19 protein-coding genes are annotated in these 17,579 nt (G+C 70.2%); 10 read left to right on the forward strand and 9 right to left on the reverse strand.

The annotated features are described in order from the left end of the window. Positions 1–42 precede the first annotated feature (42 nt). Complete coding sequence (locus tag BHS09_RS06105) at positions 43–633, reverse strand: GAF domain-containing protein (RefSeq protein WP_140788096.1); 591 nt, start codon at positions 631–633, stop codon at positions 43–45. Between the two features lie 286 nt (positions 634–919). Continuing rightward, entirely contained in the window at positions 920–1,153 is a 234-nt protein-coding gene (locus BHS09_RS06110) for a hypothetical protein (protein ID WP_140797429.1), read from the reverse strand. A 298-nt stretch (positions 1,154–1,451) separates the two neighbouring features. Here BHS09_RS06110 and BHS09_RS06115 point away from each other — a divergent pair, with 298 nt between their 5' ends. From BHS09_RS06115 to BHS09_RS06125, 3 genes are read left to right on the forward strand one after another with little or no spacing between them, the layout of a single operon-like run. Next, positions 1,452–1,919: a hypothetical protein gene (locus BHS09_RS06115; RefSeq protein WP_140788100.1), complete on the forward strand. Its 468-nt coding sequence runs from the start codon at positions 1,452–1,454 to the stop codon at positions 1,917–1,919. A 45-nt stretch (positions 1,920–1,964) separates the two neighbouring features. Next, positions 1,965–3,395 carry a sensor histidine kinase gene (locus BHS09_RS06120; RefSeq protein ID WP_140788102.1) on the forward strand — a complete coding sequence of 477 codons (1,431 nt, stop codon included), beginning with the start codon at positions 1,965–1,967 and terminating at the stop codon, positions 3,393–3,395. Further along, on the forward strand, positions 3,392–4,735 hold the full coding sequence (locus BHS09_RS06125; protein WP_090484863.1) for a sigma-54-dependent transcriptional regulator: 1,344 nt from the start codon (positions 3,392–3,394) through the stop codon (positions 4,733–4,735). Before BHS09_RS06120 ends, BHS09_RS06125 begins: the two co-directional genes overlap by 4 nt. A 15-nt stretch (positions 4,736–4,750) precedes the next feature. Here BHS09_RS06125 and BHS09_RS06130 read toward each other — a convergent pair whose 3' ends face one another. The 3 genes from BHS09_RS06130 to BHS09_RS06140 are packed head-to-tail and all read right to left on the reverse strand — an operon-like array spanning position 4,751 to position 7,179. Continuing rightward, entirely contained in the window at positions 4,751–5,077 is a 327-nt protein-coding gene (locus BHS09_RS06130; RefSeq protein WP_140788104.1) for a TerB family tellurite resistance protein, read from the reverse strand. Positions 5,078–5,083: 6 nt separating this feature from the next. After that, complete coding sequence (locus tag BHS09_RS06135; protein WP_201799750.1) at positions 5,084–5,575, reverse strand: SRPBCC family protein; 492 nt, start codon at positions 5,573–5,575, stop codon at positions 5,084–5,086. Positions 5,576–5,595: 20 nt separating this feature from the next. Beyond that, positions 5,596–7,179 (reverse strand): SDR family NAD(P)-dependent oxidoreductase, encoded by a 1,584-nt coding sequence (locus BHS09_RS06140; RefSeq protein WP_140788106.1) that lies wholly within the window; start codon positions 7,177–7,179, stop codon positions 5,596–5,598. Positions 7,180–7,914: 735 nt separating this feature from the next. Between BHS09_RS06140 and BHS09_RS06145 the strand changes: the two genes are divergently transcribed. Beyond that, positions 7,915–9,522 carry a L,D-transpeptidase family protein gene (locus tag BHS09_RS06145; RefSeq protein WP_174260144.1) on the forward strand — a complete coding sequence of 536 codons (1,608 nt, stop codon included), beginning with the start codon at positions 7,915–7,917 and terminating at the stop codon, positions 9,520–9,522. Positions 9,523–9,525: 3 nt separating this feature from the next. On the opposite strand, the gene BHS09_RS06150 is transcribed toward BHS09_RS06145, so the two are convergent. From BHS09_RS06150 to BHS09_RS06160, 3 genes are read right to left on the reverse strand one after another with little or no spacing between them, the layout of a single operon-like run. Beyond that, the gene (locus tag BHS09_RS06150; protein ID WP_011551294.1) at positions 9,526–9,939 is read right to left on the reverse strand and encodes a secondary thiamine-phosphate synthase enzyme YjbQ; all 414 of its coding nucleotides are present in this window, start codon (positions 9,937–9,939) and stop codon (positions 9,526–9,528) included. Between the two features lie 3 nt (positions 9,940–9,942). Then, positions 9,943–10,677, reverse strand: a complete 735-nt coding sequence (locus BHS09_RS06155; protein ID WP_140788108.1) for an alpha/beta hydrolase — start codon at positions 10,675–10,677, stop codon at positions 9,943–9,945. Between the two features lie 2 nt (positions 10,678–10,679). After that, positions 10,680–11,426 (reverse strand): peptidylprolyl isomerase, encoded by a 747-nt coding sequence (locus BHS09_RS06160; protein ID WP_140788110.1) that lies wholly within the window; start codon positions 11,424–11,426, stop codon positions 10,680–10,682. 189 nt (positions 11,427–11,615) lie between these two features. Between BHS09_RS06160 and BHS09_RS06165 the strand changes: the two genes are divergently transcribed. Both BHS09_RS06165 and BHS09_RS06170 read left to right on the forward strand, forming a co-directional pair. After that, positions 11,616–12,584 (forward strand): hypothetical protein, encoded by a 969-nt coding sequence (locus tag BHS09_RS06165; protein ID WP_140788112.1) that lies wholly within the window; start codon positions 11,616–11,618, stop codon positions 12,582–12,584. A gap of 88 nt (positions 12,585–12,672) precedes the next feature. Further along, the gene (locus tag BHS09_RS06170) at positions 12,673–13,770 is read left to right on the forward strand and encodes a trigger factor (RefSeq protein WP_237080208.1); all 1,098 of its coding nucleotides are present in this window, start codon (positions 12,673–12,675) and stop codon (positions 13,768–13,770) included. A gap of 3 nt (positions 13,771–13,773) precedes the next feature. Here the strand turns inward: BHS09_RS06170 and BHS09_RS06175 are convergent, their stop codons facing one another. Further along, positions 13,774–14,757, reverse strand: a complete 984-nt coding sequence (locus BHS09_RS06175; RefSeq protein ID WP_237080209.1) for a lipase — start codon at positions 14,755–14,757, stop codon at positions 13,774–13,776. Positions 14,758–14,929: 172 nt separating this feature from the next. Here BHS09_RS06175 and speD point away from each other — a divergent pair, with 172 nt between their 5' ends. The 4 genes from speD to BHS09_RS06190 are packed head-to-tail and all read left to right on the forward strand — an operon-like array spanning position 14,930 to position 17,551. Beyond that, positions 14,930–15,238: an S-adenosylmethionine decarboxylase gene (gene speD, locus BHS09_RS06180; protein ID WP_237080210.1), complete on the forward strand. Its 309-nt coding sequence runs from the start codon at positions 14,930–14,932 to the stop codon at positions 15,236–15,238. Continuing rightward, positions 15,235–17,130: a DUF4178 domain-containing protein gene (locus BHS09_RS06185; protein ID WP_140797433.1), complete on the forward strand. Its 1,896-nt coding sequence runs from the start codon at positions 15,235–15,237 to the stop codon at positions 17,128–17,130. The genes speD and BHS09_RS06185 overlap by 4 nt, the downstream gene beginning before the upstream one ends. Before the next feature lie 32 nt (positions 17,131–17,162). Further along, positions 17,163–17,324 carry a hypothetical protein gene (locus BHS09_RS38805; RefSeq protein WP_020478251.1) on the forward strand — a complete coding sequence of 54 codons (162 nt, stop codon included), beginning with the start codon at positions 17,163–17,165 and terminating at the stop codon, positions 17,322–17,324. After that, the gene (locus tag BHS09_RS06190) at positions 17,324–17,551 is read left to right on the forward strand and encodes a DUF350 domain-containing protein (protein ID WP_002635242.1); all 228 of its coding nucleotides are present in this window, start codon (positions 17,324–17,326) and stop codon (positions 17,549–17,551) included. The genes BHS09_RS38805 and BHS09_RS06190 overlap by 1 nt, the downstream gene beginning before the upstream one ends. The last annotated feature ends 28 nt before the right edge of the window (positions 17,552–17,579 follow it).

Below are 17,579 nucleotides of genomic sequence, written 5' to 3' on the forward strand. Positions count from 1 at the left end.
TTGCCCCCCGGCAAGCCGCCAGGCGCCCCGCCCGCCTGCCGTTCAGAGTCCGGACACCGGGGTGCGGCTCACCGCCTGGCGCAGGCTGTTGCGGACCTGGTCCAGGGAGGAGCGCATCTGCCCATGTCGGACGGACGCCGCCACCGCGCGCCCCAGGGACTTGAGCAGCGTCACTTCCTCCGGCTTCCAGGCGCGGGGACGGCGGCAGTCCTCGAAGGCCACCATGCCCCACCACTGCTGCCGGGAGGGGTTGATGGGGCACAGGAGGATGGACTGCGTTCCCTGGCGCTCCAACAAGTCCTTCATCATCGGGGGCGCGTCACGGGTGGGGCACGCCACCACCATGCCGGCCTCCAGCATGTCCACCCAGCCCGGCGCGAACTCGCGGAAGGAGAAGGCCCGCATCACCGGGTTGGCCAGCGGCGACGGCGTGGGCGGCTCCGCCCAGGCGTAGCGCATGTCGGTGATGAACCGGCCGTACGTGCCCTGCACGCGGTTTTCCAGGATGTACGCGCGGTCCACGCCCAGCGCGTGGCCCACCATGCTCAGCGCCTCCATGCCGGTGCTCGGGCCCAGGCCCTTCTCCAGCAGCAGCTTCGAGGCTTCCGACACCTTCGAGAAGGCTTCGATCATTGGTGCGCTCGTTTGAGTTCCATCCCTGTCCGGGACGGTCAGTGATTCTCTGAAGTCGTATTAAGCAGGATTCTTCTGTTTCTGTCAAATCTCACGTTCACTGGACGGATTGACGGGGGTGTGAAAATCCCGACCCGGATGGGTTTTCTCGGACCTCGATAGACGTTTCGAGAGGGCGTCTCAGAAGTCGAGGCAAGGCGGGTTCTTATAGACCCGCAAAAGCAACGGGGGTACCTCCCTTGGAAGAGGTACCCCCGCGCGTCGGCATAAAAGCCGTAAATCTTGATTAGTTGGCCTCGGTGGCCGTCGTGGACTTGGCGGCCTTCTTCGCCGGCTTCTTGGCCTTCTTGGCGGGCTTGGCCTCGGGGGCCGCCTCGGCCTTCGCCTCTTCGGCCTGGGGGGCCTCGGCGGCCTCGGGCGCAGCTTCGACGGCGGCGGGCTTGGTTTCGGCGGCGGGGGCCGGGGTGTTGGCGAACGCGGTGGCGGCGGCGAGGAGGGCGGCGGCGAACACGGTCTTCATGAAAAGCTCCGTTGACGAACGACGACGCGAGATTGCGCCGTCCCAGCGAACGAGGGCTTGAGCAGGCGGCGTGCCAGCGGCGTTGTCAGAGGGAGAGCAGGTGTCTGGCGTGGATGTCCTTGGGGAGAAACTCCGCAGTTGGAGCTCCGACAATGGGGGCAGGCTCCCCAGGCAGGCAGTTGCTGCTTTGACGATGACGGAGCACTTGAGCAAGCTGCACGCGTCATCTGGTTGCAGGGTGTCGGCCCAGCGCCTTCGCCGCGCATGTCGCGCGGTCATGGTGTGGGAGAGATGGTCCATGCGGTTCCTCTGTTTCGCGACAGCGTTGGCCGTCCTGGGTACGGGTTGCGCGACGGGTATTCCGCTCGAGCGACTGGAGGCCCAGGTCCTCGAGTCGGACCGGTGGCGTCGCGAGTACGAGGCGGAGCGGGAGCGCGCCGAGGCGTTCGCGCTGCGCATGGCCCAGCTGGAGTCCGCGCTGGAGCGGGTGCGGCTGGAGCGCGCGGAAGCGGAGCAGGGTCGCGCGGCGCTGTTGGAGGAGCTGGTGCGCACCGAGGCGGACCGGCATGCGCTGGAGGAGCACAACACCCAGCTGCTGGCGCTGGAGCGCGAGGTCAACGAGCTGAAGGAGTTGAAGGAGATGCACGAGGAGCTGTCGGACGTCTGGTACGAGTCCGCGCTGGAGCGTGCACGGCGGCGGTTGAACAATCCGCCCCAGCCGGCTGCCCTCCCGGCGGCCGGGAATGTCGCCCCGACGGTGCCCTGACGTCCCGCCGGACGCGCGGCGCCGGCCCCGTGATAGAGGAACGGCGTGGCGAGCTCCCGCATCCCCATCCGCGGCTACCGGGCCGGCTTCTTCTTCGTGGTCGTCCTGCTGTCGGCCGTCACCGCTTTCACGTTGTGGACGGAGGTCCGCACGGGCAGCCAGGTGGACGGGTTGGTACAGGAGGCGCTGGAGCGGGCCGGCTCCATTGGCCGCATCCGCGTGGACGCGTTGTCGCTGGAGGCCGCCATCGAGGCGCATGTCCGCGCCACCGGTGACGCCGAGCGCCGCGCCGCGGACGCGGTGATGGAGCAGATCCTGGCGGACATCCGCGCCTCGTCGGAGGCGTACACACGCAACCTCCCGCAGGGCGAGAAGGCGCTGTGGTACCGCTTCAACGCCGCGTGCCAGGGGTTGGCGGACCAGGTGCGCGCGGCGGCCATCTTCTCGCAGCGCCGCGAGGCGGAGCGGGCCCGGCGCCACCTGGCCGAGCGCATCCGCCCGCTGGCGGCGGAGCTGGACGCGCTGGGCGGCGCGCTGGAGGAGGAGAACGCGGCCGAGGCACGCAGGCTGGTGAACCGGTTGGAGGACCTGCGCGTGCGCAACACCGCCCTGGGCGCGGGCGCCACGCTGCTGGCCATCCTCCTGTCGTCGCTGGTGGGCTGGCGCGTCACCTCGCTGCTCAAGCGCCAGGAGGCCATCATCCAGGGCCAGTTGGAGGAGCTGGGCCGGCACAACCAGGAACTGGACGCCTTCACGCGGCGCGTGGCGCACGACCTCATCTCTCCGCTCGCGCCGCTCAAGGGGTACCTGACGCTCATCCGCCGTACCGGCGCGGTGAACGACGCGGGCGCGCTGGAGATGCTGGCGCAGTGTGAGTCCAGTGCTGTTCGCATGGGCGAGCTCATCGAGGCGCTGCTGCGCTTCTGCCGCGCCGGTACGCGCGGCGAGAGCACGGTGGGTGAGCTGGATACGGCCGTCACCACCGTGCTGTTGGAGGTGGCGCAGACGGCGGCGGCGCAGGGCGTGGCGCTGGAGCGCGAGCTGGAGCCCGGCGTGGCGGTGGACTGCCCCGGGCAGCTGTTGCAGGTGAGCGCGCGCAACCTGCTCACCAACGCGGTGAAGTACTCGGAGGGCCGGCCCGACCCCCGTGTGAAGGTGCGCGTGGCCACCGAGGACGGCATGGCCGTGCTGGAGGTCGTGGACAACGGCATCGGCATGGCGCCGGGCACCCTGGCCTCGCTGTTCCAGCCCTTCTTCCGCGCGCCCGAGGTGCGCGGGCTGCCGGGCCACGGACTGGGACTGGTCACCACCAAGCGCGTGGTGGAGGCGCACGGCGGCACGCTGGTGGTGCGCTCGGAAGAAGGAAAGGGAACGCACGTGGTGGTGCGCTTCCCCCGCGTGGTGCGCCCGGCGGCGGCCACGAGCGGTTCTCAGGCAACGACTGCTTCCGCCGGAATGCGCAAGGTCGGCACATGAGCTCAGCCCGCATCCTCGTCGTGGATGATGACCCGCAGGCCCGCGATTTGCTCCAGCGCTTGTTGGGGCCGCTGGGGGCGGTGACGCAGGCCCCGGACCCGCGGCGCGCCACCGAGCGCATCGCGGAGGGCGCCTTTGATCTGGTCCTCACGGACATGGCCATGCCCGAGCCGGGCGACGGGCTGAAGGTGCTCCATGAGGTGAAGGCGCAGCTGCCGGACACGCCCGTGGTGGTGGTGACGGCCTTCGGCAACATCGAGGGCGCGCTGGACAGCATCCAGCAGGGCGCCTTCGACTACCTGGCGAAGCCCTTCGACGTGGACGCGATTCTGCGCGTGGCGCGCCGGGCGCTGGAGCAGAAGCGGCTGGTGGAGGAGAACCGCTCGCTGCGCCAGCAGGTGGAGCGCGGTTCGCTGATGCTTGTGGGCCGCAGCCCGGCGTTGCTGGAGGTGTACAAGCACGTGGCGCGCGCGGCGGCCAGCAACGTGCCGGTGCTGATTACGGGCGAGACGGGCACGGGGAAGGAGATGGTGGCGCGCGCGCTGCACAAGCGCTCGCCGCGCATGAACGGGCCCTTCATCCCCGTGGACTGCGGCGCGATTACGGAGTCGCTGATGGAGAGCGAACTGTTCGGCCACGCGAAGGGCAGCTTCACCGGCGCGTCCGGCGCGCGGCGAGGCGTCTTCGAGGAGGCCAGCGGCGGCACGCTCTTCCTGGATGAGATTGGCGACGTTGGCATGAAGGTGCAGTCGCAGCTCCTGCGCGTGTTGCAGGAGGGCGAAATCCGCCGCGTGGGTGAGAGTGTCCCCGTCAAGGTGGACGTGCGCGTGGTGGCGGCGACGAACAAGGACCTCAAGGCGCGGGTGGCGGAAGGCCTCTTCCGCGAGGATTTGCTGTACCGCCTGGACGTGGTGCACCTGCACCTGCCGCCGCTGCGGGAGCGGAGCGAGGACATCCCCGCGCTGGTGGAGCACTTCGCCGGGCGTCATGCGCGCGGCGGGGTGCGGCCGGTGGTGACGCCGGAGGCGAACGCGCGCCTGGCGGCCTACGACTGGCCGGGCAACGTGCGGCAGCTGGAGAACGTGGTGGCGCGGGCGCTGGCTCTCAACGTGACGGGCGTCCTGGGGCCCCAGGACTTCCCGGAGCCCATCGGGGATGCGTCCACCCCGAAGATGGCGGGCCTGGCGGGCGACATGCCGAGTCTGGCCGAGCTGTCCCGCCGCTACGCCGCGCAGGTGCTCCAGCACGTGGGCGGCAACAAGAGCGAGGCGGCGCGCCTGCTCGATGTGGACCGCAAGACGCTCTACAAGCTGCTGGAGGCCCCAGAGGCCGAGTCGTAGCGCGCGCGGCGCACGTCAGTTGATGACGCCGAGCAGCTCCCGAATCTGCCGCAGCATCTCGATTTCGGCCGCGTGCACGCTGCCGTCGCTGGCGATGAGCGCCTTCGCCTCCCGGATGACGGCGGAGGGGTTGGTGCGCAGGATGCCCATGTTCGGCGGAGGCAGGGGCTCGTTGTTCCGCAGACAGCGCGTCAGCGCCGCCAGCTCCGGCAGGGGCACGCTCATGCCTCGCGCGGTGTCCAGGATGTGCCCAATCTCGGAGTGCGCGACGCGGCCGTCGACGGTGGCGACCTGGAGCAGCAGCTTGAGGACTTCGACGTGGAATTGTTCTTCGGGGCTCATGTCCCGCTAGGCTGGCTTTTCCTGGGACGCCCGTCCACCTATTGACGGCGTCAGCGCGCGGCGAAGCACCGAGTGGCGGTGCTCGAAGAGGCGCCGGATGAAGGCCTCCGCCAGCCGGCCGCCGAAGCGGGGCTCGAAGTCGAGCTGGTCGATGATGTCGACGCCGGCGTGTGTCTCGACGATGCGGCGCTCGTGCCGCCACTGACGCATCGCGCTCATGGGGGACTCCTCGACGAAGCGGCGTCCCGGCTCCAGCTCGCGCAGCGTCAGGTCGGACCAGCCCACCGGCAGCACGCCGCCCAGCAGCAGCTTGCTGCGGAACAGCGGTTGGCCCGGCTCGAAGGGTACGTCCTCGAGCCCCGTCACGCCCGGGGGCGCCGTCATCCGCAGGTACGGGTGCATCTCCGTGGAGATGCCCTTCATCGACGTCACCCACGCCCAGGCTTCAGCGGGGGTGACCTCGACGTACGATTCGAAGCGGAGACTGCGAGTTGCCATGACGCCCCCCGGTCCGCGTGTCACCACGCGGTGTGACGGTAGTCCTTGAAGAAGTTGCCCCAGACGTACTCGCCGCTGTTCTCCGAGGCGATGATGGGGTCCACCACCCGCGCCGCCCCGTCGACGATGTCCAGCGGTGGCTGGAAGTCCAGCTCCTGCACCTTGCGCTCCGCGTGCTGCGCGGGGTCCTCGTCGGTGACCCAGCCGGTGTCCACGGCGTTCATGTAGATGTTGTCGCGGGCGTAGTCCGGCGCGGAGGTCAGTGTCATCATGTTGAGCGCCGCCTTCGCCATGTTGGTGTGCGGGTGTTTGTCCGTCTTCGTCCCGCGCGAGAAGCTGCCCTCCATCGCGGAGACGTTCACCACGTGGCCGGGGGACGAGCGGTCCCTGAGCATCAGCGGCTTCAGCTTCCCGACGAGGATGAAGGGCGCCACCGCGTTGATGAGGTGGACCTCCAGCATCTCCGCCGTCTGGACCTCGGCGAGCCGCAGCCGCCACGAGTTCATGTCCCGCAGGTCCACCTGCTGCAGGTCCGCGTCCAGCCGGCCCTGGGGGAAGATGGCGCGCACGTCGCCCTCCTGTTCCAGGGCGTAGGGCAGCATGGACAGCGCGGCGGAGGAGTGGATGCCCAGCGCCGGGTCGTTGCTGCGCCAGGTGGTGGCCAGCTCCGAGCCCCCCGCTTTGCCCGCACCCAGGGCGGCCGGCTGCACCGTCGAGACGCAGGCGTCATGGCCCGCGAGCAGCGCGCGCGCCGCCGCCGGCAGGTCGTCCGCGCGGCGCATCTCTCCCGGCAGCAGGTGGCCGTAGAAGCCCGGGGGCCGGCGCACCGTCTGCGCGGCGTTGTTGATGAGGATGTCCAGGCGCTCGTGCGTCTGCTCGATGTACTTCGCGAAGAGCTCCACGCTGGGCGCGTGCCGCAGGTCGAGCCCGTGGATGTGCAGCCGGTGTGCCCAGTCCGCGAAGTCCGGCTCCTGGACGTAGCGCTGCGCGGCGTCGTTGGGGAAGCGCGTGGTGGCGATGACGCGCGCGCCGGAGCGCAGCAGCATCAACGAAGCCTGGAAGCCAATCTTCACCCGGGCGCCGGTGATGAGCGCGACCTTCCCGTTCAGGTCGGCGCGCTGGGTGCGCTTGGCGTAGTTGTAGTCCGCGCACTCGATGCACATCGCGTCGTAGAAGAAGTGCAGCTTGCGGTACTCGGCCTTGCAGACGTAGCAGCGGCGGGGCTGCTCGAGGATGCGCTCCGGTCCCGCTTCCGAGGGAGGCGGAGGCGGCAGCGCGGGCACCGTGAAGATGGCGGAGCGGCGCAGGGTGCGAATCTCCGTCGTCGCGCGGATGGCGCGGTCGTGCTCGCGCTTCGTCTTCTTCCGGTCGCGGCGCAGCGCCTTCGCCATCCGGGACTTGGTGTCGCGGTCCGGGTGCAGCACGCGTCCCGCGGCGCTCAGGAAGGCGATGCGGTCCTCCTCGGGGAGGCCGGCCAACAGGAAGCGGTCCTCGCTGATGGCCTCCAGGAGCTGGGTGACGCGGCGTACCTCGTCCAGGGACAGGGGGGCGGGGGGCGGCAGCGCTTCGGGCGCGGGGGTCGGAGCAGTCTCGGCGAGCTTCATCTCCCCGCTGCATATCTTCCGAAGGGGGCGGGTGGAAAGAGGGGCAGGGGGATGGGGCCCGGCGGCTGGGGAGGCGGGCACCCGGGCGCCAGCCTCAGGGATGGTGCGGGCTTCCGGGGGCTGGCTTCACCAGCGCGCCGCCTTGGCCTGCGTGCGGGGTGATTCGCGGGGGCTGGCTTCACCGGCGCGCCGCTTTGGCCTGCGGACCGTCATTTCCGCTGCATGTGACAAGGGCCGCTGCGATGGCACGAATTGCCCACCCACACGGAGCCCCACGCAGGCGAGCGCACCGTGGACGACGTTGAGTGTGCCGTCGCTCCTCCGTACCGTGTCAGGTCCATGCGCCGTTGGCTTCCGCTCGTTCTTCTGCTGCCTGGAATCGCCTGCACGCCGCCTCCCGGCCCGGAGGACACCTCGCCCGATGCCTCCCTGGCGAGAGTGCCCGCGCCCCGAGTGGCGGAGGAGCGCGGTGATACACCGAGTGCATCTATGTCGGTATCCAGGGCCGCTGCGTTCGACGGCGGAGCCGGGGCAGGGGCGCCAGAGGACGGCGTGGAGGTCCAAACTCCTCACGCCGATACCAACGCTCCAGGCCACCTCCTTGCTGAGCTGGGGGCGTCCGTGGCTGTCACGGAGTCCGTGTCGGGACAACGTGCCCTGGCCGACGCCTCTGCGGGCGGCAGCGCCCTCTCGCAGAGCGCGAACGCGGATGTCCGGCGCACGGCCGCGGATGCGCTGTTCGCGGCGTGGCAGCGCACCGCGGCGGATGCCGGGACGGACGGCGGCGTTGATGGCTCGGCCGAGGCGGCGCTGTCTCCGCCGCGCCGCACGCCTGACGACGGGGCGACCGTGGCGCGCGACGAGGTGCCGGCGCTGACCATCGACCCCGCCCTGGACGACCTTGCCCAATCCGAGGAGGAAGAGGACACGCCGGGCGAAGAAGAAGTCCCACCACCCGAGCAGCTCACGGTCATCCCGGATGAGCTGCACCCGGGCGAGGAACTGGTGCTCGGCCCGGACGGTGAGCCGCTCGAGGACACGGGGCTGGTGCTCGAAGATGTCGACCCAGGACTGGAGCCCGTGAGCGGCGCGGAGGACGGAGGAACGTACGCCGTGCCCTTCGCTCCGGACGCGGGCTCGCTGCGGGTGCGCCGCTCCATCGTGGTCCGCCAGGAGCCTCGGCAGGATGCACCGGCGCTGGGCACCGTGGCGCAGGACATGCGCGTGCGCTGGCAGGGCGAAACAGCGGTGCGCGGGCCGGACTGCGAGGCTTGGATTCAGATTGAGCCGCGCGGCTGGGTCTGCGAGCGCTACCTGGAGCCCAACTTCCGCGAGCCCCGCGTGCGTGAGCTCCCGAAGCTGCGCGAGGGCGAGCTGACGCCCGGCATCTACGCCCGTGTCGTGGGCAAGCGCGTGCGCGCCTATCCCAGCCTCGCCCTGGCGCGCGCCCGGCGAAAGGGCGTGCTGCTGAAGGGCTCCGTATCGGTGCAGCTCCGCGGGCAGGTCCGCATCCGCCGCAGGACATATTGGCGCACCACCGACGGCCAGTACCTGGAGGCGCGGGTGCTGCGCGAATACCGGCCTTCCTCCTTCGAGGGCGTGAACGCGGAGGCCATCGCCGACCTGCCGCCGACGTTCGCCTGGGCCCAGTCCCGCACCCGTCCCACCGCCGCCGTGGAGGTTCGGACAGCGCCAGACGCGAAGGCCCCCCGCGAAACGGTGCTGCCACCGCGCACGCTGGTGGCCGTGAAGGAGCTGTCCGAGGACGGCCACTGGGTGAGCATCGCGGAGGACCAATGGGTGGCGCGGGACGACCTGCACGTCGCCTGGTTCTCACACGCGCCGCCGCAGGTGGAGCCCGGCTCCCGCTGGCTGGACGTGGACCTGGATGCCCAGGTGCTGGTGGCCTACGAAGGTGAGCGGCCGGTGTACGCGACGCTCATCTCCTCCGGGAAGCAGGGCACGGACACGCCGGAGGGCCTGTTCCGCATCTGGATCAAATTCGCGGAGGCCGACATGACGGGCAGCGGCACCGCCGGCAACGACACCTACCGCGTTGCCACGGTGCCCTGGACCATGTTCTTCCAGGACGACTACGCGCTGCACACGGCCTATTGGCACGACCGCTTCGGCCAGCCCATGAGCCATGGCTGCGTCAACCTGTCGCCGAAGGACGCCCGCGCGCTCTATTCCTGGGCCGCGCCGCAGGTGCCCGTCGGCTGGTCCATGGTTCACGCGACGGAGGACGCGCCGGGCTCGTGGATTCGCATCCGCGGCCAGGCCCGGCCGACGGGCAAGCCGCGCAAGGTGGCGGTCGCCGCGACGCAGGTGGGCGCGCCGTAGCGGTCAGCTCACCACGGACACGGTGACGCGGCGCCGGTGCGGCGAGGTCCGGTGCTCCCAGACGTAGACGCCCTGCCACGTCCCCAGGTCCGCGCGGCCATCCTTCACGGGGATGTTCAGCGCATTCTGGGTGAGGACGGTGCGCACGTGCGCGGGCATGTCGTCCGGCCCCTCCGCGTCATGGACGAAGAGCGGGTCCCCGTCCTTCACCAGCCGCGAGAAGAAGGACTCCAAATCCCGGCGCACGTCCGGGTCCGCGTTCTCACACAGCAGCAGGGACGCGCTCGTGTGATGAAGGAACACGGTGCACAGCCCCTGGCGGGCGCCGCTCTCGGCGACGGCGCGCTGGACGTCCGCGGTGATGTCGGTGAAGCCGCGGCCCCGGCTGGACACCGTGAGCTCCTTCGCGTGGAACATGGCTCAGCGTCCACCCAGCCGCGCGGCGAGGAACGCGGCCAGGGCCTCCAGTTCCTCGGTGACGATGGCGTGCGGCATGTCGTAGGCGTGGAAGTCCACGGTGAGGCCCGACGCCACGAACATGTCCCGCAGTCGCTCGGCGTTGCCCAGGGGCAGCAGCGGGTCGTAGCGCCCGTGGGCCTGGAACACGGGCAGCCCCGTGCGGCCCTGGGCGCGGGTGCGCCACTCCGGCTCCGACGTCAGCGTGCCAGAGAGGATGCACAGCCCGGCGGGCGGCTCATCCAGGCGCAGGGCCACGTCCGTGGACACCATTCCGCCCTGACTGAAGCCGCCCAGCACGATGCGCCCGTAGGGCAGCTTCATCGCGGCGCAGAGCGCGTCCACGGTGCTCATCAGCGCCCTGCGCGCGGCGGGCATGCCCGGCGGTACGTCGCGCGCGAACTGCTCCCAGTCGCGCTGCTCCCCCCGCATCACCGCGTCGGGCAGGGGGAACCAGGCGCGTCCTCCGTGCGCCCAGGCCATGGGCCCGCCCGGGAAGACGAACCGCACGCGGTCCGCCAGCGCCGGCTGGAACGCCATCAACTCCGGCCCCAGGGGCACCAGGTCGGTGGCGGGCGCGCCCAGGCCATGGGAGAGGACGACGACCAGTTCGGGCGTCGCGCCCTCGGGGAGCGCGTCGATGACGTGGCAGTCCAGCTCCCCCAGCCGTGTGGCCACGTGGCGCAGGGCGCGTTCCATCGTCAGTTCCCGCTGCCGGCCGGGGCCTGGTCGCTCATCGCGATCTTCTGGATGACGACCGGCTCCAGGGGCTTGTCGCGCGGGTCGCGCTGCACGTTGGCGATCTTCTCCACCACGTCGTAGCCCGACACCACCTCACCGAAGATGGTGTGGCGGTTGTTGAGGTAGTCCGGCGTGGAGGTGGTGATGAAGAACTGGCTGCCGTTGGTGCCGGGACCGGCGTTGGCCATGGCCAGCAGGCCCTTCTTGTTGAAGGTGCGGCCGCTCTGGAACTCGTCCTCGAAGCGGTAGCCCGGGTCGCCGCGGCCGGTGCCCGTGGGGTCGCCGCCCTGAATCATGAAGCCCGGAATCACCCGGTGGAAGATGACGCCGTCGTACAGCGGCTTGCCTTCCACGCGCTGGCCCGTCTTCGGGTCCGTCCAGGCCTTCTCGCCCGTGGCCAGGCCCACGAAGTTGGCCACCGTCTTGGGGGCGTCCTTGGAGAAGAGGCGCACGACGATGGCGCCCTGGTTCGTTTCGAGGGTGGCGTAGACGTCCTGGCCCGCCTGGACCTTCTTCGTCCATTCACCCGAGGCGGCCTCGGCGGGGGGCGCCGCGGCCGGCACCTCGGCGGCGGAAGGCGCCGAGGGCTTCGCCGGCGTCGTCGCGGAGGGCGGGATACCACCACCCGTGGATTCCTTCTTGTCGGAGTCCTTGCAGGCGGTGAGGGTAAGGCAGAGGAGGACAGTCGTTAGGAATTGGGTCCGCATGGCGCGCGGACCTTAGCCCCTTTTCCAATGGATTCCAGGGGCTTACGGGGTCATCGGCCGCTATCTGTCAGATACTGGGAGTGAAAATCGGTAAAGTCTGTGAGTCTGGACGCAACAATTCGCCAGAAAGCCCGATGATCCGGGTAACGCTTCAAAAAAGCCCATCAAATTCCTGTAGGAGCACACCCCATGGCGCCTCCCATTCGCCGCAACGAGCCCCGTCCCGTTCCGACGCCTCCCGTGACGGCGCGTCCGACTCCGCCGCCGCCGCCGCCTCCTCCTCCGGCGCGCGCGGAGGCCCGTCCCGCGCAGGCCGACCGGTTCGAGGACGCGCACAACCGCGTGACGCAGGCCGCCACTGGGCTCCGCTCGGTCTCGGATGCCGCTGTCGCCACGCAGGTGCGTGACGCCTTCGGGCCCCGCCGCTTCGGCCCCGTCAACCTGCCGGGTGGCAATGGCCCCGTCGTCGAAGGGGCGAACACCCGCCTTGCGCGCGGCGCCGGCGCCGTCAGCCTCGCGGCCAACGTGGCGCAGCTTCCCACCGGAGCCGTCGAGACGTTCCGTGACGTGCGCGATGCGCTCCGCAACCCGACCGAAGCGAACGTCCGTGAGGCGGTGGGCACCGCCTCGGGCACGCTCTCCACGGGGCTGATGGCGGCTCGGGACGGCTTGAACCTCGCGGGCAACGTCAGCAACTACCGCGCTGCCACCGACGCGGCTCGCACCGCCTTCACCGCCGCGGCCCCGGAGGCCTCGCGTGCCGCCGCCAATCGCGTGGCCACCACCGCCGCCAACACCGCGCTGGAAGGTGCGTCGCGTCAGGTCGTGCGCCGCGCGGCCGCCGAGGTCGCCGAGCGCGGACTCGAGGGCGCCGCCCGCACCGCTGGCACCGCCGCGCGCGCCGCGGTGCAGGGCGGTGGCACTGCGGTGGCGCGTGCCGCGGGCCGCTTCACCCCGGGCCTCAACGTCGCCATCGCCGCGGCGGACACCGTGGCGGCCGTGAACACCATCACGGACCCGAACGCTTCGGCTGGCAAGAAGATTACCGCGGGAGTGACGGCGCTGGGGTCCATCGCCGCCGCCACCAACATCCCGGTCGTGAGCCAGGTGGGTGCGGCCGTCTCCACCGTGTCCGGCTTCATCGGCTCCTTCTTCTAGGAAGCGCCGCGTCGTCAATCTCAACGCTCCGGGGGGCTTCGGTCCTGCCGGAGCGTTGTGCTATCCGAGGGGGACGGAGCGAGAGACCATGACGACCCATGACGATTCGCAGGGCGGTCGTAAGAATGCCCGTTCGCTGGCCGAGCTTCATGCGCTCGGCATCATGAAGAAGATGCCGGCGGCGCTGCAGCTCGACAGCACCGAGCCGGTGGAGCTTCCCACGGTGGAGGCTCCTTCCCTGGAGGGGGTGTCGGTGGCCCAGGTGGCGCCTGCGCCATTGACGGAGCAGGAACTCGTGGACCGCTTCGATGCGCTCCGTCGCCAGCACGCAGACGTCCGCGAGCGTCAGCCGGGCGAGGATGTGGCGCTCGAGGACGACGTGCTCGTGGACGTGCTGGGCTTCGCCAACAACCGGCTGATGCCCTTCTCTGTCCGGGAGAACTGGTGGGTGCGCGTCGCGGCGGACCCGGGGCTGCCCGGCTTCTTCGAATCACTGGCGGGGGCGAAGGTGGGCCAGTCGGTCGGCATCGAGCTGACGCTGCCGGACACCTATCCCGTGGAGGCGCTGCGGGGGCAGCCGGCCCGCTTCCTCGTGAGCGTGAAGGCGGCGCGAGAGCTGAAGTTGCTGGACGATGACTCGCCGGAGTTGCTGTCACGGCTGGGCATGGGCTCCATCACGGACGTCATGCGCAAGCTGGGGGACGACCTGGCCCAGGAGCGGCTCGCCGACGTCGACCGGTTGACCCAGGAGCGCGTCATGGACGTGCTCGTGGACCGCACGCCGGTGGAGGTGTCCGCCGCGCTGGTGGACGAGGAGATTCGCCGGCGCTGGGCGGAGGCCGAGCGGCCCATCCTCCAGCGCAAGGATTTCCAGCCCGACGAGCTTCAGGAGGCGCTGGAGGGGTGGCTGCAGGATCCGCTGACCCGCCTGGATGCGGCGTACCGCATCACGTTGGCACTGGTCCTGCGAGCCATCGCCGAACGCGACGGCATCCAGCCGGACCGCGCGGCGACGGACGCCATGCTGGAGGACCTCGCGAACTTCACGGGCGTCAACCGGCAGGAGCTGGGCGTGGCGGTGAAGGAGGACGAGGCGCTGGCTCGCCGCCTGTACGAGATGGCGCTGCGCTTCTCCACCATCGACCACGTGATGAAGAAGGTGACGCTGACGCCCGCCGCGGCGTGAGGCTCAGCGCGTCTCCAACGCCAGGGCGACCATCACCTCGGTGAGGTCGCCCGGGTGGTAGCGGACCATGCCTGGCAGGCCGCGCAGCGCGGCCTCCGCGTGGTCCATGTCGTGCAACCGCACCACGCGCGCGCCGGGCACCTCCGCGTCCACCGCCGTCACCATGCCGTCCGCCTGGTACCCGTAGCGCTCGTGCAGGTAGCGCTGGAGCGGGTACAGCGTGGAGGTGCGCGACAGCCGCGAGGTGGCCAGCGACACGGTGGGGATGTCGGCGGGGTAGGGGTGCTGCTGGATGAAGGCCTGCCGCTGGGGATAGGACAGCTCCTCCACGGAGCGGGACACGCCGTGGAACAGCAGCGGGAAGGCGAAGTCGATGAGCCGCCGGAGCCGGGGCGTGGTGGCCAGGTCGTGCGCGATGGATGAGCCGCCATACGGCGCCTGGAGCGTCACCACCGCGCGCACCACGTGGCGCAGCTCCGGGTAGAGCGCCAGCGTGGCGGTGCACTCCACGCCGCCCTTGCTGTGGCCCACCATCACCACGCTGCGGCCGAAGTACTCCGCGTCGCGCAGCACCTCGCGGAGCACCGCCACGTTGTCCGCGAGCAGCCCTTCGGTGTCCACCGCGGCCTCGCGCACGCTCAGTCCCCGGCGCTCCAGCCGCTGCACGTTGTCCAGCAGGTAGCCGGGCAGCTCGTCTCCCAGCATGCCGCGCACCAGCACGTACTGGTGACGCCGGGCCTCTTGCGGCAGCACCGGCAGCCCCTGGCGGACGCGCGCGAGCAGCGCATGGAAGCGGGGCGTGAGGTCCTCGGGGGGAAGGGACTGCGCCGCCCGCTTCAGCCAGCCGGCCATGCCCGCGCAGCCAGGGCCCCACCAGCGCTCGGCGGGAGGCAGTCCGCGCAGCGTGCGAGCGAGCCGGGTGATGACGCTCGGGGCCGCGGCGTGGGTGGACGGAGCGTGTGGGGCTTCGGGCTGCGACGGCGTCATCTCAAGAGGCAGCGTACCGGGAAGTCCGAGGCGGGCGCCAACGTAGCGTCGTGCGCGCCAGGGAGTGACTTGAGGCCGGACGCGAGGGAGGGCCCGTGATAAGACGTCCGGGGACGGGAGGATTTCGAAGCTGACCACCGGACAGGAATGGCTGGTTGACGCCAGCGGCTGCGTGCCTGGCAGCCTCAAGGACGCGGCGGCACTGGCGGCGCTCTTCGAGGCGCTCATCGTCGTGCTGGACCTGAAGGTCGTGGGCCAGCCGCAGTGGCACGTGTTCCCGGAGCCCGGTGGCATCACCGGGCTGACGCTGCTGGCCGAAAGCCACCTGGGCATCCACACATTTCCGGAGCACGGGTTCGCCGCGCTCAACGTGTACTGCTGCCGCGAGCGCCAGCGTCCGGACTTCGAGGCGCTGCTGGCGCGCCACCTGGGCGCGACGGCGTGCGTGGTGCGTGAGCTGAAGCGGGGGGTGACGGCGTGACGCAGGGGAAGTGTCCATCGTGCGGTGCGATGGTGGAGTTCACCGCCGGCTCGGCGCAGGTGGTGGTGTGCGGCTACTGCCAGACGGTGGTGGCTCGCAAGGGCCTGGACTTCGAGTCCCACGGGAAGATTGGCAGCATCGTCCCCACCGATTCGCCGCTGCAGCTCCGCGCGGAGGGGCGCTACCGCAAGGCGGCGTACACCATCGTCGGCCACTTGCAGAAGGACCACGGCGCGGGGCCGTGGGACGAGTGGTACGTGGAGTTCGCGGACGGCCGCACCGGGTGGCTCAGCGAGTCCGAGGGCGCCTTCCACCTGATGTTCGACATGGGGCCCGAAGAGGGCGTGGCGCTGGAGGACCTGCACCCGGGAGAGCGGCTGCACCTGCGAGATCGCGCGTGGGTCATCGAGGAGCGCGGCCACGGCCGCGTGGTGGCCGCCGCGGGTCAGCTCCCCAGCGACGTGGACCCCACGCAGGACGCCTGGTACGTGGACGCCACGGGGCCCAAGGGCGCCTTCCTCACGCTTGACTTCGGCACGCGCGGGCATTCCCCCGAGGCCTTCGTCGGCGAGGCGCTGAAACTGGAGCAGCTGGGCATCCCGGCCGGGCAGCTCCGGCCCCGCGTGCGCAAGGTGGAGCTGCAGCAGGCGCGCTGCACGCAGTGCAACGGCAACCTGGAACTGCGCGCGCCGGACAAGACGCTGCGCGTGGCGTGCCCCTACTGCGGCGCGCTGCTGGACGCGCGCCAGGGCAAGCTGTCCTTCCTGCGCATGCTGCAGAAGCCGAGCCGGCCGCTCATCATCCCCCTGGGAACCAAGGGGAAGCTGGATGGCGCGGAGTGGATCTGCATCGGCTACCTGGAGCGCTCGTGCACCGTGGAGGGCGTGCGCTACCCGTGGGAGGAGTTTCTCCTCTACAACGCGTCGCGCGGCTTCGTCTGGCTGATGAATTCCAACGGCCACTGGGTGTTCTTGAAGCCGCTGCCCGCGGGTGACGTGTCACTGTCGCCCGACGTCGCCGCCTTCTATGAGCACCGCCGCTACAGGTGCTTCCAGCACGTCACCGCCGTCACGGACAAGGTGCTGGGGGAGTTCTACTGGACGGTGAGGGTGGGCGAGCGGGCCGAGGCGTCGGAGTACGTCGCCGCGCCGTACTCGGTGAACGTGGACGCCACGGACGACGAGGTGTCGTACACCCACGGCGAGTACCTGGAGCCCGAGGTGGTGAAGGAGGCCTTCGGCTTGCAGGAGCCGATGCCTCAGCGGGAGGGCATCGCCCCCAGCCAGCCGAACCCACACCAGTCGGGCCTGCGCTCCGTCTTCGTCTGGACTGGCCTCTGGATACTGGCGTTGTTCGTGCTGGCGGCCGTGCTGTCCTTGACCGCCGCGAAGACGGTCGTCCTGGAGGAGGCGGTGGTGATACCGCCGGATGCCACGCCAGGCACGCCGGGGGCCATGCACTTCAGCGAGCCCTTCGAATTGCCCAAGCGCGGCAACATGCGCGTGGAGATCAGCGGCACGCCCTTCAACGAGTGGCTGGGCATCCAGGGCGACCTGGTGAACCAGGACACGAACGACGTGGTCCTCTTCTACGAAGAGCTGAGCTACTACCGCGGCAACGACGGCGACGGCGAGTGGACCGAAAGCAACATGTCCGCCAGCACCTACCTGTCGCCGGTGCCCGCCGGGAAGTACGCGCTGCGCACGACGGCGAGCTTCGCGGCGAACCCGGTGCGGCCGCGGCCCATGACGTACAGGGTGAAGCTCATCCACGACACGCCCAACTCGAGCTGGTTCTGCTTCGCGCTGGGGCTGATGGTGGTGGGGCCGGTGGTGGCGTTGTATCGCTCGCACAGCTTCGAGACGCGGCGCTGGGCGGAGAGCAACGTCTAGGTTTGAGTCGTCAAACGTGACGGAGGCGCGTCATGAAGTGGTTTGGAGGACTGGTGCTGCTGGGCTACGCGGCATTGACGATTTCGGGCTGGTCCCCCTTCACGAAGGAAGAGCGGGACAAGGTACCGGGCAACGTTCGGCGTGGGCCGGGCGGCGTCCTGCTGTGGACTGGCGGCTACATGGGAGGGAAGTGATGTTGTTACTTGGCGTGGTGGTCAGCGTTCAGGGTGTGCTGGCGAGCATCATCTACTCGCTCATCGGATTGGCGGTGTTCGTGGCGGGCTTCTACGTCATCCGCCTCATCATGCCCTTCGACGTGCACAAGGAGCTGGAGGCCGACCAGAACACGGCGGTGGGCATCGTCATCGGTTCCTTCATCATCGGTCTGGCCATCATCGTGGCCGCGGCCATCAGCGGATGAAGGCGCGCGCCGCACGCCCATGCCTGTG

Origin of the sequence: Myxococcus xanthus (assembly GCF_006402735.1) — a bacterium.
Classification (GTDB): domain Bacteria; phylum Myxococcota; class Myxococcia; order Myxococcales; family Myxococcaceae; genus Myxococcus; species Myxococcus xanthus_A.